The 17,384-nt window shown below is 44.5% G+C and carries 17 protein-coding genes; 9 read left to right on the plus strand and 8 right to left on the minus strand.

Features of this window, described 5'->3' with window-relative positions; translation table 11 throughout:
* Window positions 1–2: 2 nt before the first annotated feature.
* From QTP81_RS09560 to QTP81_RS09575, 4 genes are read right to left on the minus strand one after another with little or no spacing between them, the layout of a single operon-like run.
* A complete protein-coding gene (locus QTP81_RS09560) occupies window positions 3–401 on the minus strand; it encodes a hypothetical protein (RefSeq protein ID WP_289365125.1) in 399 nt (132 codons plus the stop codon).
* A gap of 51 nt (window positions 402–452) precedes the next feature.
* Window positions 453–1,382 carry an alpha/beta fold hydrolase gene (locus tag QTP81_RS09565; RefSeq protein ID WP_289365126.1) on the minus strand — a complete coding sequence of 310 codons (930 nt, stop codon included), beginning with the start codon at window positions 1,380–1,382 and terminating at the stop codon, window positions 453–455.
* Window positions 1,379–2,254, minus strand: coding sequence for an SDR family NAD(P)-dependent oxidoreductase (locus tag QTP81_RS09570; RefSeq protein WP_289365127.1), 876 nt, complete (start codon window positions 2,252–2,254; stop codon window positions 1,379–1,381). The genes QTP81_RS09565 and QTP81_RS09570 overlap by 4 nt, the downstream gene beginning before the upstream one ends.
* Window positions 2,254–3,726: a flavin-containing monooxygenase gene (locus tag QTP81_RS09575; protein WP_289365128.1), complete on the minus strand. Its 1,473-nt coding sequence runs from the start codon at window positions 3,724–3,726 to the stop codon at window positions 2,254–2,256. Before QTP81_RS09575 ends, QTP81_RS09570 begins: the two co-directional genes overlap by 1 nt.
* A gap of 105 nt (window positions 3,727–3,831) precedes the next feature.
* On the opposite strand from QTP81_RS09575, the gene QTP81_RS09580 reads away from it, so the two are divergent.
* From QTP81_RS09580 to QTP81_RS09610, 7 genes are all read left to right on the plus strand, one after another.
* Complete coding sequence (locus QTP81_RS09580; protein WP_289365129.1) at window positions 3,832–5,496, plus strand: FMN-binding glutamate synthase family protein; 1,665 nt, start codon at window positions 3,832–3,834, stop codon at window positions 5,494–5,496.
* Window positions 5,483–5,854, plus strand: coding sequence for a VOC family protein (locus tag QTP81_RS09585; protein WP_289365130.1), 372 nt, complete (start codon window positions 5,483–5,485; stop codon window positions 5,852–5,854). Before QTP81_RS09580 ends, QTP81_RS09585 begins: the two co-directional genes overlap by 14 nt.
* A gap of 5 nt (window positions 5,855–5,859) precedes the next feature.
* On the plus strand, window positions 5,860–6,858 hold the full coding sequence (locus QTP81_RS09590; protein ID WP_289365131.1) for a Gfo/Idh/MocA family protein: 999 nt from the start codon (window positions 5,860–5,862) through the stop codon (window positions 6,856–6,858).
* Between the two features lie 83 nt (window positions 6,859–6,941).
* Window positions 6,942–7,400, plus strand: a complete 459-nt coding sequence (locus tag QTP81_RS09595) for an RDD family protein (protein ID WP_289365132.1) — start codon at window positions 6,942–6,944, stop codon at window positions 7,398–7,400.
* Window positions 7,401–7,580: 180 nt separating this feature from the next.
* Window positions 7,581–7,952 (plus strand): hypothetical protein, encoded by a 372-nt coding sequence (locus QTP81_RS09600; RefSeq protein ID WP_289365133.1) that lies wholly within the window; start codon window positions 7,581–7,583, stop codon window positions 7,950–7,952.
* 490 nt (window positions 7,953–8,442) lie between these two features.
* Window positions 8,443–8,976: a prepilin-type N-terminal cleavage/methylation domain-containing protein gene (locus tag QTP81_RS09605; protein WP_289365134.1), complete on the plus strand. Its 534-nt coding sequence runs from the start codon at window positions 8,443–8,445 to the stop codon at window positions 8,974–8,976.
* A gap of 151 nt (window positions 8,977–9,127) precedes the next feature.
* Window positions 9,128–9,553 (plus strand): hypothetical protein, encoded by a 426-nt coding sequence (locus QTP81_RS09610; protein WP_289365136.1) that lies wholly within the window; start codon window positions 9,128–9,130, stop codon window positions 9,551–9,553.
* Between the two features lie 40 nt (window positions 9,554–9,593).
* Here QTP81_RS09610 and QTP81_RS09615 read toward each other — a convergent pair whose 3' ends face one another.
* Window positions 9,594–10,349: a type 2 periplasmic-binding domain-containing protein gene (locus QTP81_RS09615; protein ID WP_289365137.1), complete on the minus strand. Its 756-nt coding sequence runs from the start codon at window positions 10,347–10,349 to the stop codon at window positions 9,594–9,596.
* Between the two features lie 216 nt (window positions 10,350–10,565).
* On the opposite strand from QTP81_RS09615, the gene QTP81_RS09620 reads away from it, so the two are divergent.
* Window positions 10,566–11,984 carry a sensor domain-containing diguanylate cyclase gene (locus tag QTP81_RS09620; protein ID WP_289365138.1) on the plus strand — a complete coding sequence of 473 codons (1,419 nt, stop codon included), beginning with the start codon at window positions 10,566–10,568 and terminating at the stop codon, window positions 11,982–11,984.
* A 32-nt stretch (window positions 11,985–12,016) separates the two neighbouring features.
* Here QTP81_RS09620 and QTP81_RS09625 read toward each other — a convergent pair whose 3' ends face one another.
* Window positions 12,017–12,475, minus strand: coding sequence for an Lrp/AsnC family transcriptional regulator (locus tag QTP81_RS09625; RefSeq protein ID WP_289365139.1), 459 nt, complete (start codon window positions 12,473–12,475; stop codon window positions 12,017–12,019).
* A gap of 134 nt (window positions 12,476–12,609) precedes the next feature.
* Here QTP81_RS09625 and cysK point away from each other — a divergent pair, with 134 nt between their 5' ends.
* Window positions 12,610–13,584 carry a cysteine synthase A gene (gene cysK / locus QTP81_RS09630; RefSeq protein ID WP_289365140.1) on the plus strand — a complete coding sequence of 325 codons (975 nt, stop codon included), beginning with the start codon at window positions 12,610–12,612 and terminating at the stop codon, window positions 13,582–13,584.
* 4 nt (window positions 13,585–13,588) lie between these two features.
* Here cysK and prpF read toward each other — a convergent pair whose 3' ends face one another.
* On the minus strand, window positions 13,589–14,770 hold the full coding sequence (prpF, locus tag QTP81_RS09635; RefSeq protein ID WP_289365141.1) for a 2-methylaconitate cis-trans isomerase PrpF: 1,182 nt from the start codon (window positions 14,768–14,770) through the stop codon (window positions 13,589–13,591).
* A gap of 10 nt (window positions 14,771–14,780) precedes the next feature.
* Complete coding sequence (gene acnD, locus QTP81_RS09640) at window positions 14,781–17,381, minus strand: Fe/S-dependent 2-methylisocitrate dehydratase AcnD (RefSeq protein WP_289365142.1); 2,601 nt, start codon at window positions 17,379–17,381, stop codon at window positions 14,781–14,783.
* Window positions 17,382–17,384 lie beyond the last annotated feature (3 nt).

A 17,384-nucleotide genomic window follows, 5' to 3' on the forward strand; every position in this document is an offset into this window, starting at 1 on the left:
TATTAGTGTTTGTCTTTTAACCTTTCCGACAAAGAGTTGAGCTCCATCAACAAAGCGTTTTCTTTAATCCGTAATGCACCTAATTCGAAAGTGATTTCAGCTTCCCGCTGTTTTACTTGTTCATAAGTCATATCTCGCGGGGCAAGATGGGGCACGGCGCGCGCCGGTTCAACTGGGGCTTGTGTTGCAGCAGATTGAGTTGGAGGCTCTGGCTTCTCGCGCAGCGCACGATTGCGTTCAGCCTTATCAATGAGCTCTAGTTTGTCAGCGAAACGCGTCAGCGCAATACGATTGATATTGATCCCGAGCTCATGACACTGCTCGAGAGTTTTATCGTACAGTCGATAGTTATTAGCGCGGATCAACTTTTTGACAAGTTCAACCTTATCGTCTTTAAACACAAAGCTCTCTATTTATTGCTGCTATTGGCGTTATCGGCCGAATCGAAATTTTTACGAGCGTTGCGTGGTAAAAATATGATTTTTAACGGCAAACGCGGTTCGCTCCGGTGCTTCCATCATCGGCATGTGGCCTAAATCGTACCATATGTGCACTGTGCATTGCAGACCTTGTTGCCAAACGTTGGCACTGCTGACATGGATAAGTTGATCTTGTGCGCCCCAAATCACTAAAGCTGGACAACCAATTTCACTGAGTTCTGCTTCTAGATAGTTGTGTTGACGGTTGTAGTCATTAAATATCTTCGCTAGTTCTTGGCTTCTGGCTTGATAGGTTTGGCTAAGCGCGTCGGTCACAACTTTCGGCGCAAAGGGGGGACGCGCCATCACCATGTTGTAAAACTCATAAAACTCCTTATCAGAGTTCATAACAAACGGGTTACGGCCACTTTGGAGCATCTGTAACATTTTACTCGGCTCTGGCGAGCTAACACCAGCGGGATCTATTAGCGTAATGCTGTTGCACATATTGCTGTAATACCGCCCCATATGTGCGGCAATAAAGCCCCCCATAGAGTTACCGACGATGTGTGCAGATGAACAACCTAAACAGTGCAATAGTGCAGCCATTCGTTGCGCCTGTGATTCAATTGAATAATCCCATTGTTGTTCGAAGCCTGTTTCACCATGTCCGGCTAAATCGGGAATAATGACAAAATAGTCGTTATTGAAGTAACGAGCGAAGCGCAACCAAACGGCATGGCTAGCACTAAAACCATGGATTAGAAGTAGGGCAGGTTTGTTCGATTTGCCATTGTGCCAATATACGTGGTCTATTCCCTCAATACTGACTATTGCGCGTTTGAAACCATATAGTTTTGCTTCTAGATTGTTACCGCTGTGATAAAGCCAATGACCAAAACGAGGGTAAGAATGCCAGTACGCAATTGCGATAGCTATCGCCAATAAACCTAAAATTATCATTTATCTACCTTTTTCTCTGGTACCTGAAATCCAGGGTGATCAAGTCTATAGTCATTTTGCATGTCTAATTGCCGCATTTGTTTACCGACCAATTTAGCCAACCAGTTTAAGGGCAACAGTCGCGAGGCCATATGCACTAAGCCCGACTGATTACCATAAACAATCCGCGCTTGGTTACGCATAACGCGAAGCGCAATGTGTTCAGCAATTTTTTGTGGCGCAGTAGTTAGAAACTTACGCTTAAAGGATTGTGAGTTATCACGCCGCGCAATGTTGGTGGAAATACCGCCTGGATGAACGAGTTGAATTTGAATGTGCGGATAAATTTCGGCTAGTTCTGCACGAAATGCCTCAGTGTAGCCACGCACAGCAAATTTACTCGCGCAATAGTCTGCCGCGTTGGCAGCGCCAATCATACCAAAGATACTCGATACATTGACGATTGCCGCCCAAGGACGGTCGATAAGATAGGGCAACACTGAGCGAGTGCCGTGCACAACACCGTAAAAATTTACCGCCATGACCCGTTCTAAAGTGGCAAAATCTGAAGCCCACACTGGTGCAGATGTACCTTCAATACCGGCATTATTTATACAGATATCAATGTGACCGAACTGCGTATAAGCCTGGTTAACAAAAGACTGCCACGCCTGTGGATCGGCAACGTCCATTTCACGCGTAATTACACTAGCTGCATTATGTTCTTCAATTAGCGCCTCAGCAGTAGCAACTAACAGTTCGCCATCTCTATCGCAGAGTGCTAAATTAGCACCATAACTAGCAAAAACCTTTGCTAGCGCTTTACCGATACCCGAAGCTGCACCGGTAACTATAACGGTTTTATTGGTGTAAAACGCTTGGACTGAGGGCATCAATTGCCTCCGAACTGGTGATGGTTGGGTTTAAACTTTGAACACAAGCGACGGAAGGTAAAACTGAAGCCAGGAAACATTGCGGTTACTTTACCATTTTTACTCTTATACCAAGAGTTACAACCACCTGATTGCCATACAGTTTGCTGCATCTCTTGGTGAATATGGTTGGTATAGTTTTCTTCAGCCTCTGGCTGTACTTCGATGAAAGCACAATTACGCTCTCGCACGGCTCTGATACAGTGCGCGATGTAGCGCATTTGTGATTCAATAACGAACAACGCGGATGTATGGCCTATGCCTGTATTGGGGCCTGTAACGATAAACAAGTTGGGAAACTTCGGAACGCTGGTACCCAAATATGCCCGCGGGTAGTCGTCCCATACATCGCTTAATTGCGCGCCATCTCTGCCAATAACGGGATAAGAAATAATCCCATCAGCGGCGTCATAACCAGTTGAATAGATCAAAACATCGATAGGTACTTCTGTACCTCGGGTGGTTCTGATACTCGATTCCGTTAACTCAGCGATTGCATCATTTTTGTCATGTAGGGTGGTACTCGTATGTGCTAATGCAGGTAATAACGTACTGGAGACGATGATCCGTTTGCAACCAATAGTGAAGTTTGGCGTTAACTTTTCGCGCAGTTCGGGATCAGCAATTTGTTTATTTAACTGACGTTTGGCCGGGATAGTACCCAAAAAGTGCAACAGGCGCCGTGAATATTTAAAGCCAAGAATACGAACTTCTAACAACCAGTAAATTAACCAGCGCAGCGCATAGTAAAAGGGTTTCTTGCGCAATAACCAACGCTGCCAAGGTTTGAAGATAATGTCCCAACGCGGCAGCAACCAGTGCGGTGTGCGCTGAAACACATGGAGTTCTTTGACCTTGTCTACAATAGCGGGGATCACCTGCGCAGCACTGGCTCCGCTACCCATTATTGCAACGCGTTTGCCCGCCAGATCAATACTGTGATCCCAGTTGTTGGTATGCCAAGTGTGGCCTGTGAACTTTTCTTGGCCAGGGATTTTGGGAATGATTGGCGTGCTGAGAGGCCCTGACGCATTAATTAAAAACTGACTAGTGTATATAGTTGAGTTATTAACTGTTACTTGCCAAAGACTTTGCTCTTCGAGCCATTTAACTTCGGTAACGTTGGCGCTGGTGACTGTTTTTTCTGTTAGCCTGTATTTGGTGTAAACGTGTTGTGTGTAGTTTTCTAGCTCTTTTTGCTCTGCAAACATACGCGACCAATCGTAGGGCTCGAAGGAGAGTGAATAAAGTGGGGAGTGGACGTCTACAGCTGCGCCGGGGTAGCTATTTTGCGCCCATGTGCCTCCAATGAAAGCTCGGCGCTCGAGTAGCAAATAGTCCGTAATACCCATTTTGTTTAATTCGATAGCGGCACATTGACCACCAAAACCACTGCCAATGATAAGGGCCGTGAACTGTTTTTCCTGTTGCACAGTCAGTCTCTTATTATTTTATTAATCAATACTCTACTCAGGCTGAGCGGGAGATGCTATAAAAACAGTAATCTGTTTGCCAATCACTACGATGGAGTTGTCAAAATGGAACAACGGGCGATAGCGATTTTAAGTCTTTTGTTGATAGTGTCGTTAGTCGCCACCGTTAGCTTTAACGGTCCAATCTGGGTTCCAGTGGCGCTTGCACTATTAACTGCGCTTGCGATTTATGACCGCGTGCAACGAAAGCACTCGATTCTTAGAAATTTTCCTTTTGTTGGGAGAGGGCGTTGGATAATTGAACGAATCCGACCGTTTATCCAACAATATGTTATAGAGTCGGACACCGGCGGTGCACCCATTCAACGCATGTTTCGCAACATCGTCTACCAACGTGCGAAAAATAGCCTAGAAACAATCCCGTTTGGCACGCAACTCGATACTTATCAAGAAGGGTACGAGTGGATTGGTCATTCATTATCAGCTAATGAAGTTGATAATATTGATTGTTCTCCCCGCGTAACTATTGGCGGACCAGCTTGCAAGCAGCCTTACAGTGCCAGCATTTTGAATATCTCTGCAATGAGCTACGGTTCGTTGAGTAAAAATGCAATTTTGGCATTGAATAAAGGTGCGCGAAAAGGGGGCTTTTATCACAATACCGGCGAAGGCGGCCTAAGTCCTTACCACCTGAAACACGGCGGTGATATTGTGTGGCAAATAGGCACTGGATATTTTGGTTGCCGAACCGATGACGGTAATTTTGACCCAGAGCAATTTAAACAAAATGCCCTGCGCGAAAGCGTGAAAATGATAGAGATTAAGCTTTCCCAAGGTGCAAAACCCGGTCATGGCGGTATCTTACCGGCGCATAAAAACTCACCTGAAATCGCAAAAATACGCGGTGTTGAGCCCTATACACAAGTAGATAGTCCAGCTCGTCACAGTGCGTTTAAAACACCGCTGGAAATGATGGATTTTATTCAACAACTGCGAGAATTATCCGGTGGTAAACCGATTGGAATTAAGTTGGCACTCGGTCGGCGCAGTGAGTTCGTTGCGATGTGCAAGGCAATGGTAGATAGCGGTATAAGCCCTGACTTTGTCACCGTCGATGGCGGCGAGGGCGGTACCGGTGCAGCACCACTGGAATACAGTAATTCAATAGGCACGCCACTCAAAGAAGCGCTTGCCTTCGTTGATGATATTCTCACTGGTTACGGGCTGCGCGATGCAATTAAAGTCATTGCTTCCGGTAAGATCATTACCGGTTTTCACATCACTAAACACATCGCGTTAGGTGCTGATATATGCAATAGCGCGCGTGGAATGATGTTGGCACTTGGCTGCGTTCAGTCACTATCGTGTAACACTAATAAGTGCCCAACCGGCGTCGCAACGCAAGATGAGTCACTGGCAAAAGGGTTAGTTGTTGAAGATAAATTTGAACGCGTTTATTCATTTCACAAACGCACGGTCCATGTTACAGCGGATATCATTTCTTCGGTTGGTTTAGCGCATACTGACCAATTAAATCGAGCCCACATATTTCGTCGCGTAAACCAAGAAACAGTTAAACGCTACGATCAAATTTATCCAATCATTGGGCACGGCGCATTTCTGCAAGGTATGGTTCCCGAGCACTATCGCTTAGATGTTGAAGAGGCCAGTGCGAATTCGTTTGTACCACGCGTGCAATTAACCAGTGTCGATCAAAACGAAACATTTATTCCAATCGCGGTGGTAGGAGAGAACAATGGCAGCAAGTAAAGTTGGTACAATGGGATGGCTAGACTTAACAGTCGATAATGCCGATGAGGTTAAAGCGTTCTATCAGCAAGTCGTAGGTTGGACATCAGCCGATGTATCGATGGGCGAGTATAATGACTATATGATGAAAGCTGAGAACGGTAACGAAACTGCAGGTATTTGTCACAATCGTGACGCGAATAAAGGCTTACCTGCAAAATGGTTACCTTACTTTATTATTGCAGATATCAAATCATCACTCACAAGTGTCACGAATTTAGGTGGTAAACAGCTATCTGAAATTCGCAGTTATGGGGACAGTCGATTTGTGATTATTAAAGATCCTGCGGGCGCAGTTTGTGCGTTATATCAGGAGTAATTGAGTTGGCCGACAAACATATCCGTTGGGGAATTTTGGGGTGCGGCGGCATCGCGCAGATGTTTATGAGCAGCATCCAACCTGTAGCCAATACATCCGTTGTAGCCTGTGCAGCACGAAATCATAAAAATGCACAGGCTTTTGCCAATGAGCATGGCATTAAAACGGCCTATGCGAGCTATGCGGATCTTATAAGTGCAGACGACCTTGATGCGATTTATGTCGCTAACACCCACAATGCGCACTATGCAACAGCGAAAGCCTGCCTTGAAGCAGGAAAGCCCGTGCTATGTGAAAAGCCACTCACGGTAAATACAGCTCAGTCAAAGGCGCTTTTTGAGCTAGCGAAGAAACACAATGTGTTACTGGTTGAAGCGGTATGGACACGTTTTTTACCCGCGATTATTGCGCTTCAAGAGCAACTATCTAAAGGCATTATCGGCGATGTTCTTTCGGTTAATGTAAACTTTTCAATTACCGGCGAATTCGACCCTAAGCACCGATTAAACAATCCAGAAACGGCAGGGGGTTCATTATTAGACTTAGGGATTTATCCGATCACTATGGCTGATATTGTTTTCGACGCCGAGCCGATTAATATTCAAAGTCAGGTAAGTAAGGGCCCAACCGGCGTCGATCAGCGCGCTCAATTTCTAGTTGAATACCCGAATGAAAAGCATGCAATGCTCAGCTGCGCTTTTGTGCAACACGCCCCCATTGTGGCAATAATTTCTGGCACAGATGGTTATATAGAGGTCCCGCATTTTTTGGGCGCTAGAGAATTAATCGTGCAAAGAGCAGGGCGCGTGGAGCAATTAAATTTTGAATATCCAGAGGGCCATAATTTCACACCTGAAATAACGCAGTTTAATGCGGATCTAAGTGATGGCAATATACATTCAACAATACTGCCACCAAACAAAACAATGAGAGTAATGAAAATTATGGATACTCTGCGTGAGCAGTGGCAATTGCGTTATCCTGAAGATATTGAGTCTGTGTAAACGGTTAAAAAACTTGAAGAGCAACGTAAAAGCATTGCACTATAAATTTCGAAACCACTTCTACTTTTTTATTGGAGTTAAAAATGATTAGGGAAGATCTAGAATACGTAGGTTTTTTTGCGAGAGTCGGGGCAAGCATCATTGACGGTGTTTTGTTATTGGTAATTTCTTTACCGGTATTATTTGTGATCTATGGCGACGATTATTTATACAGTACAGAAGTTATACAAGGGCCTGCTGATTTCTTCATTAATTATGTTTTACCCCCGTTCATTGTCATTTCTTTTTGGGCGGCAAAACAAGCCACTCCCGGTAAAATGGCGGTAAGAGCTAAAATTGTCGATGCACAAACGGGAAATGCTTGCGGGTTAGGTCAGTTAATAGGTCGCTACCTTGGCTACATCATATCCATGCTCCCTTTGGGATTAGGCCTATTATGGGTCGCTTTTGATGATAAAAAACAAGGGTTCCACGACAAACTGGCTGGGACGGTCGTTGTGCGTAAAAAAGAGCGTAAGCCGAAAGCTGTTTCCTTTGACTAATTTGCAACGTGTTTCGCGGGAGGGTTTAGCTCCAGCTTGACAACTCTAAAGACGAACATTGGAAGGTAATAATTCACTTGGAAAGCGAAGACTCGCGTAATTACTCGCTATTGGGATGCAAAGGAAAACCTATAAGCTATATTTATAACAATTGCACACAGTAATAATGATTTAATTCAAATGCCGTATGAAATTCATGTTAATGATAACCATGTATTGATAAGGCTCACCGAGGTAGTTACATCAATAGATTTGTTGAAATCCCTCGAAGATATTGAGTTTTTGAACTGTTTAGAAAAGACTGGCGTTGCGGTTTATGACTATAGTGACGCAAAAGAATCTCTTGTAACGATTGAAGATGCCGCACATTTAGCACATGTCGCGAATAAAATGGTTGAGTATCAACCATCGCTAAAGGTAATCATTATTCCGCTAGATCCCAATAAACTGGAAAAGGCACATGCTTACGAGTCGGCGATTACCAATCCTAAAGTCTCAGTGCACATATGTAAAAGCCTCAAACAACTAGACGAAGTATTGAATAACCAGTGACACATTGGTTGGATAGTTAGTTGATTAGCTCTTCGGCGTTTATTAACTTTGCGAAGGGCATACGTTCTTGGGTTTATAATCTTAATATAGTATTTAACATAATATACATTATGCGCAATATAGGGTATGTGTAAATAGTGTGCTAATTTAGCTATAACTGCTGCATATCATCGAAGTTTAATAACTGCCATTTAGTACGCCCTTGAAGTAACACGTGTACCCAAAGCCAGTTCTCTAATCTTGTTGTAATCAGACTTGCCCTGAGTGCCATATTTTTTATCAGTCGATTATTACTAGATACAGATACTGACGATATGACTCAGTCGTAAAAAAGCTTTTGCAATAATGCTAATTGAAAAAACGGCTTGTCACTGTAATATACAATTGCCTGATTAAGGAAACGTCATTTAAAACCTAAACTTAGCTGGGCGACCAAAGCAATGTATAACACTTAAATATTTCTAGGAATCACAACGGACTTGAATATTTTATGGTAGTAAAAAGTCAACGCAATGGCTTCACACTTATTGAGCTTATTTTAGTCATTGTAATAATTGGAGTGCTTGCAGTTATTGCTGCCCCGCGGTTTATCGACTTATCCGGTGATGCGAATGCGGCAGTAATGAAAAACATGGAAGGCAACCTGGAAACATCGCTCAATTTAATCCTTGCGAAAAAAGCGATACAAAGAGCAAGCAGTACCGTTGACTACGGTGGCGACACGATAGTCCTACAAAGTGGATTCCCACAACCCGATGCGTCCCAACTGCGCTATTGGCTCAATACCTCTCTACCTTCAACTACATTTACAGCCGATCGCTACACGGTTCCTTGCGATCTCTCTGACTTCTGTGTCGTTGGCAACAGACCCGCTTCTGAAGCGCCTGTAATTCCCGGTCTAAATTCTGGAACAAAGCTTTATATTTGGCCTAAAGGATACGTACTTGATGCTTGTTTTGCCTATTACGGAAACCCAGATGATGGTAGCTTGCCAGTTATCGGTGCAATAACTACAGGATGCTAATCTTTATTACGTCGCTTTCCTTTAATTTCATTCAGAAACAAATTCCATATCCAGTGTAAATTGAGTATTCACCGTGTAAATCCAACGGTTTATTGATTATGCTGATAGACTTACGTTTTCATTTAGATAAAACACCGATTGAGCAAAATCATTGAAACCCATTTTTAAAGACCTCACCCCGAACAGTATCTATTTATTTGTGTTGGGATTAGCGCTTGTTGCGCTTGGCCACAACCAATTTATGGCGCTAGCGGAAGGTATAAATCCCAATTTTGTTCTGGTATTAATGGTATTGGGACCCGGTTGTTTATTTATGGTGTCATTCATAACCACTGCTTCACCAAAGCTTTGTCGCAGTCACCTTCAAGCCTACGTTGCCTTTATCAGTGGCGTTGAAATTGGTATCGCTATGTACTTGGGATATTGTGCCGCGAAATGGTATCAATTCCCTGATGCGTCGCACCTAGAGCCAACAGTCGTTTGCTTAACCCTGGTCATTGGCTGCTTACAGTGGTCTAAAAGTAAGTGGGAAAAAAGAGTTAAAGCATTAATAGAAGTCACTCAACAAGCTAAATAACGACCTAAACATTGGGCGTTACAACCCCCTACTCAATACCCTAATCAACATAGCTCTTGGTTAGTTCAAGTTGTTCAACAACGGCTTGTTCTGCTGCTGCAATAATTTCTTCAAGTTCACCGCTATCACGAAAACGTCTTATAACAGCGTCAACCTGAGAAACCATATTGGCGTGGCGAATATGCAAGTAGTGATACAGTTCGCGCTCATCGATTATGAGATTATGGACTTGGATATTTAACGATGGTTCAAACTGTAGTGCGAGCTCACCATTGAGCCGATGCGTTAAGCCAATATCGGCAAAGCCGTCATCTAACAAACGCATCATGGTTGAAGTGCTATTGATATCCGCGGTTTTAATTGCGTTTTGACTCAGTATGTCGGTAACTACTATGCCTCTTATCTTAACGATTGAATAATCATTTAATTGTTCAGGCGAATCTAATTCGATACCGCTATTTGAGTGCGAAAACGCAGCGGTTGAGACAACATAATAAGGTGTTGGGACACGAACAACGCTAGGGTTGTTCACTCCGTACTGATAGATCCGCATAACCTCGCCATCCACTATCCCAGCGCGCAGCGAGGAAGCAAGGCGTTTGGCCGGTTTATGGATAACATCAATGTCGATGTTTAACTCAGCATAAACGCGTTCGATGACTATTTCGCCTACGCTCTGCTCGTAGAGATGACTAATCCTACCCAACTCTAATACTGGCTTTTCAGCAAAAACATTATAAGAAAAGCTTACCGAACAAATCAGAAAAAATAGTCGCTTAGTACAAAACCTGTGCACTTTTCTATTCTACTCTACACGTCATTCCTGTTTGAACACTATTCTAGTAGAAAAACTATTAAATCTCTTGCTGAAGAACCATTGTTTAAAATTTAAAATTACGACAGGTATAAAGTTTAATTTATGCTCTTATGTGGAAACAGGTATCAAATAAAACCACAACAATTTCAAATAGTGTTATATATACTGTAACAAGTGCAGTAATCCAAATGTCAAATGATCCGGTCCATTTTTAACAAGTATTACCAAAATCTGCTGATTGTGATTCTGATTTCACTGTTAGCGGTATTTGCAGTTACCTGTTTTATTGCCATCAATAATATCGTTAGTGAACAAAGTAAGATCCAACAACAATCAGTTTCTCCGGTTTATGCGTTGGTTAATCGAGAACTGTTAAAACCCCTTCACATTGCTGAGACGTTTGCTGAAACGATAACATTTAATGGTTTACTTGATGGTGGTGCCGTCGACCAAGACCTTATTCTTGAGCAATTGGCGCGTATGGAAAAGCGCTTGAACCTTACTTTTTTCGTTGCTTTAGAAAATGAACGCGTTCAGTTAATGTCCAACGGACGTCAATTTGACCTCATCGAAGGTCAAGTTTATTGGTACTTTGAGGCACTAAAAAGCGACAACCGTATACTGGCCGATCTTGGCCAAGTGGGTGACGTGCACTTGTTTTTTGACGTCCGCATTTATAGCGATGATGGCGATTTTCTTGGGTTTGTTGGGGTTGGAAAGCGCATAAAACACTTTGTTGATACTTTTGCTAGTTATAAGGAAACGTATAACTACGACTTTTTGTTTGTCAATGAAAACGACCAAGTTATTCTGACTTCCCTACCCGATCTTGTCGTTACCGATGAATTTATTCCAAGTCTTGCATCTTTAGCGTGGTTTGAAGACGGACAAATGAATTTACAGAATCTCGACAGTCAAATCGTTGAGCATGATGGTCTTGATACGCTGATTACAGAAATACAAATTCCACAGTTAAATTGGCGCTTGTTATTACTAGTACCATTGGCAGAACGTCAAGCAAAACTCACGCGCACTTTTGTGGTCAATGCGGTACTGGCATCTACGGTAATCATCGTTACCTTGTCTATCATGTTCTTCTTATTTGTCACCTACAAGCGTCATCTAGAGAAGAAACTGGAGATCGACAACCTAACTGGCTTGGTGAATCGAAGTTATCTACATCGTCGCTTCAACCGTTTACACACAACATCGACTGACCTATGTGTTGCAATCGTTGATCTTGACCACTTTAAGCAGGTCAATGACAACTATGGGCATAACGCCGGTGATCTGGTCCTAAGACAGGTGGCAAATATCTTAACGTCGGTACTGCGAGCCGATGATACTGTCTGTAGATGGGGGGGCGAAGAATTTGTTCTGATGTTACCAAACACGTCGGCTGATAATTGCATGGCCCTACTCGAACGGGCACGGCTTAAATTTGTTGAAACACCCGTTGTATTTGCAGGAAATACTATTGAATACTCCGCAAGCTTCGGTATCGTTGCCGGTAACTCAAAAGATCAATTGTCTAAATTGCTAGGTAACGCCGATGTTGCCTTGTATGAATCAAAGCGTCAGGGCCGCAATCGCGTTACGCTCTACTCAGAATAAGCGAGTTTAAAAGCATCATATCGCATATTGCTTTACACATTTGAAAGCGGTAACGATGTTTCATTCTTTATCTTTTCCATCGCAAAACTCGACGTAACGTCAGTCAAAGGCACACCAGCTATAAACCGCTTATAAAAGTTATCATAACCCTGCATGTCAGCGACCATTACCTTTAGCATATAATCATACTCACCACTTAATCGGTAAATCTCTATTACTTCCTCAAAGGCTGCGGTATGACTAGCGAACTGCTTAAGCCAAGTAGGTTCATGCCTCGCTGTTTTTATATGAACAAACACGGTCAGTTTTAAATTTAGCTTGTCAGGATCTAACAGCGTTACTTTTGATTTGATTATGCCGATTTCTTGTAGTCGCTGGATCCGTTTCCAACACGGAGTAGTAGACAAGCCTACTTGTTCTGCTATCTCAGCCGTCGTTTGTGTTGCGTCTTTTTGCAATACACTCAAAATATGTTTATCTAACTTATCCATAGTAAATATTTTCATAATTTGGATATTTGTAAGAATAGTATTCTATAAAAAGGCCGCAAGGAAGAAATTATGGAATTATATTCACACGTGCAAATGGCACACTGTCTTACAGTTACGCAACTGGATAATACACAATGAAGCCATTAACGGGATATCACCCTTTCGCACAGCAATCGTCACAACGCATTTGTGCTGATATTACAGAGTGTATTGGCAATACACCGATGATTGAGCTTAGTCGTCTCGCAAACCTGCAAAACTTTGCAGGGCGGGTTTTGGCCAAAGCAGAATTTTTTAACCCGATGAGTTCGGTTAAAGATCGTCCGGCCTACGCAATGCTCCAAAACTTAATGGCTTCGCCAGATTTTTCAGAACACACTCAAATTATTGAAGCTACATCCGGTAACAATGGAGTGTCGTGCGCTTGGCTTTGTGCCATCTACGAAATACCACTGACAATCGTGATTCCAGAACATATGTCAATTGAACGTCAAAAAATGATTAAGCATTTCGGCGCCAAAGTAGTTACAACTCCGAAGCATCTTGGTACAAAAGGAGCGATTGATTTGGCGACGCGGATGGTTGCCGAACAGCCGCACGCAGTAATGCTCGATCAGTTTGCTAACAACGCTAATCCACAATGCCACGCCAACTCGACAGGGCAAGAAATTTTGCAAGCGACTGGTGGCAATGTCGATGTTATTGTCGCTGGCGTTGGAACCGGTGGCACTTTGTCAGGTATTGCTAAAACACTTAAACAATATAATAAAAGTATTCAAGTAGTTGCTGTCGAGCCTGCTAACTGCCCGGTACTCAGTAAAGGACAAAGCGGCGTGCACGGCATACAAGGGCTTAGCTCGGGACATGTACCCGATACATTATCGCGTGAACTTATTGATACAATCATCACTGTTGAAGATGATGAGGCTATCGCATTTGCTCGCTTGCTTGCGCGAACTGAAGGACTTGCTGTGGGAATTTCTTCTGGAGCTAATGTATGCGCAGCTGCTAGTTTAGCTGTCAGGCCAGACTACGCGGATAAAACTATAGTAACGATCTTGGCAGATACCGCAGAACGTTACTATAGTACTGGGCTATTTAGCCAATAGGTTATCAATCTCGTGGATCGGGCAGGTGCACCCTGCCCTCCATTAATATCCTTGCGCTGCGACTCATAATAGCCTTATCAATCGTCCAATCACCGTCGTTGTTCGTTGCGGCTGCACCGACTTTTAAGGTTCCGGAAGGATGACCAAAGGTCACAGTTTCCCGCTCAGTACCGCCGGCAGCCAAGTTTACCAATGTGCCTGGAACCGAAGCCGCAGCCGCTATCGCAACAGCTGCAGTGCCCATCATCGCGTGATGCAACTTGCCCATGGATAGCGCTCTAACCAGTACATCAACATCCTTCGTCGTAATTGCTTTACCACTACTAGACACGTAGTCCTTGGGCGGAGCTACGAACGCAATCTTCGGTGTATGTTGGCGCGCTTGAGCTTCGCTAACGTCGCTAATCAACCCCATCGCAACGGCACCATGTGCACGCAAGCTCTCAAATTTAGTTAATGCTATAGGGTCCTCATTAATCGCGCCTTGAAGCTCAGTACCTGTGTAGCCAATATCTTCAGCATTGACAAAAATAGTCGGTATGCCAGCATTAATCATGGTTGCTTTCAACGTGCCAAATTCTGGCACCGTGAGCTCATCAACTAAATTGCCTGTTGGAAATAAGGCCGCATCGCCTGCTGCCGGATCCATAAACTCAACCACGACTTCCGCTGCTGGAAACGTTACACCGTCTAACTCAAAATCCCCGGTTTCTTGCACTTCACCATTAGTAACAGGAATGTGCGCGATAATCGTTTTTTGGATGTTAACTTGCCAAATTCGCACCGTTACAACGCCTGTGCCTTTAACACTTAACAATGGGTCGTTAACCATACCGTTGTTTATGGCAAAAGCGCCAACTGCGGCGGTTAAGTTGCCGCAGTTACCACTCCAATCCACAAAGGCTTTATCGATAGCCACTTGTCCAAACAAGTAATCAACATCATGCGATTTAGAGTCAGACGCGCTCAAGATCACTGTTTTACTGGTGCTTGATGTCGCGCCCCCCATCCCATCGGTTTGTTTGCCGTAGGGATCGGGACTGCCAATGACGCGCAGCAAAAGCGCGTCACGCAGCGGTCCTGGTTGCTGCGCAAACTCAGGCAAATCGGCTAGTGCAAAAAATACCCCTTTACTAGTACCGCCACGCATGTAGGTGGCAGGTACTTTTATTTGTGGTTTATGCATGTTGTCTACCTTAGGCGCTGGCTTTTTCAGCCGCTAAAAAGTCTTTGGCAAAGCGCTGTAAAACACCGCCTGCATCGTAAATAGACACTTCCTCAGCCGTGTCTAAACGACACTTCACTGTCGCTTGAACACTTTCACCGTTAGCTCGGTTAACCGTTAATGTAAGCATGGCGCCTGGCGCAATATCACCGCTCACATCAAAGGATTCCGTACCATCGATGGCCAGCGACTTACGCGTTTCACCACCGGTGAATTCCAGTGGTAATACACCCATACCAATCAAGTTGGTGCGGTGAATACGCTCAAATCCTTCAGCAACGATGACTTCAACGCCCGCTAAGCGCACACCTTTGGCGGCCCAATCACGTGATGAGCCTTGACCGTAGTCAGCACCGGCAATAATGATAAGTGGTTGCTTGCGATCCATGTAAGTCTCAATCGCTTCCCACATACGCATGACCTTGCCTTCTGGTTCCACACGCGCTAACGAGCCTTCTTTAACCTCACCATTTTCAATGACCATTTCATTGCGCAAGCGCGGGTTCGCGAACGTTGCACGCTGCGCGGTTAAGTGATCGCCGCGGTGCGTTGCATAACTATTGAAGTCTTCTTCCGGTAGCCCCATTTTAGCCAAGTACTCACCCGCTGCACTGTCAGCCATGATGGCATTAGAGGGTGATAGGTGATCGGTAGTGATGTTGTCGCCAAGTACTGCAAGTGGACGCAAGCCTGACAAACTACGCTCGCCCGCCAACGCGCCTTCCCAGTATGGTGGACGGCGAATATAGGTACTTTGTGGACGCCATTGGTAAAGCGGATCGTTGTCCTCACCGTAATCGACGCTTAAGTCGAACATCGGGTTATAGACTTTGCGGAATTGCTCAGGTTTAACACTGGCTTTTATTACTGCATCGATCTCTTCGTCACTTGGCCAAATATCAGCTAAGTAGACTGGATTTCCGTCGGCATCAGTACCTAACGCATCTTTTTCGATGTCAAAGCGGATGGTACCAGCAATTGCATATGCCACCACCAGTGGTGGTGACGCTAAGAACGCTTGTTTCGCATAGGGGTGGATGCGGCCATCAAAGTTGCGGTTACCACTTAATACTGCTGTGGCATATAAATCCCTGCGCTTGATCTCGTCAACGATCTCTGGACGCAACGCACCACTCATACCGTTACATGAGGTGCAAGCAAAGGCGACTATCCCAAAGCCTAACTGTTCTAGTTCTGGTAATAGTTGCGCTTCTTCCAAATACAATTGAACGGCTTTAGAGCCCGGTGCCAATGAAGTTTTAACCCAAGGTTTACGCGTTAAACCTTTAGCATTGGCATTACGTGCAATTAAACCTGCAGCAATCATATTGCGCGGGTTACTGGTATTGGTACAACTGGTAATTGCCGCAATGATAGTGGCACCATCAGGCATTTCGCCATTGTCGCTATCTTCTACAACACCTGAAATACCCTTTACTTTTAGATCGGCAGTAGAAACCCGTGAGTGAGGGTTCGAAGGCCCCGCAATGTTGCGACCAACAGTTGATAAGTCAAACTGTAATACGCGTTCATATTCGGCATCGACCATATCATCAGCCCACAAACCGGTGAGTTTGGCATACTGTTCAACCAGCTCTACTTGTTGCTCTTCACGACCTGTAAGGCGCAAGTAATCAAGTGTATGCTGATCGATATAGAACATCGCAGCGGTAGCACCATACTCTGGCGTCATATTACTGATCGTTGCTCGATCACCAAGGGTTAAGTGCTGTGTACCTTCACCAAAGAACTCTAAATACGTTGATACAACTTTTTCTTTACGCAAAAACTCAGTTAGCGCTAGCACAATGTCGGTCGCGGTAATGCCAGGTGCGGGCTTGCCAATAACTTCTACACCCACAATATCCGGTAACCGCATGTAGGAAGCTCGGCCAAGCATTACGCTTTCTGCTTCTAGTCCACCTACACCAATCGCTATAACACCAAGGGCATCAACCATGGGTGTATGACTGTCGGTACCGACTAAGGTATCGGGGAAGGCAACGCCGTCTCGGTTTTGAATAACAGGCGACATACGCTCAAGATTGATCTGGTGCAAAATACCATTGCCTTGCGGAATTACATCAATGTTGCGGAAGGCGGTTTTCGTCCAGTTAATAAAGTGGAACCGATCTTCGTTACGCCGGTCTTCAATTGCACGGTTTTTGGCAAACGCATCTTCTTCATAACCTGCGTGTTCAACGGCTAGCGAGTGGTCTACAACCAATTGGGTTGGTACTACTGGGTTCACTTTCGCTGGATCGCCACCTTGTGCTGCAATCGCATCTCGCAGACCCGCTAAGTCAACAAGTGCGGTTTGACCTAAGATATCATGGCATACCACACGCGCTGGAAACCACGGGAAATCAAGATCGCGCTTGCGCTCAATGATTTGCTCCAATGATGCGGTGAGTTTTTCCGGTTCACATTTGCGCACTAAGTTTTCTGCCAGCACCTTACTGGTGTATGGCAGCTTGGCATAGGCACCGGGTTTGATCGCCTCAACCGCAGCGCGTGTATCGTAGTAATCGATACCTGCGCCCGGTAACGGTTTTCTGTAATCCATATTCATTGT

Origin of the sequence: Neoalteromonas arenosi (assembly GCF_030362855.1) — a bacterium.
GTDB classification, from domain to species: domain Bacteria; phylum Pseudomonadota; class Gammaproteobacteria; order Enterobacterales; family Alteromonadaceae; genus Alteromonas_E; species Alteromonas_E arenosi.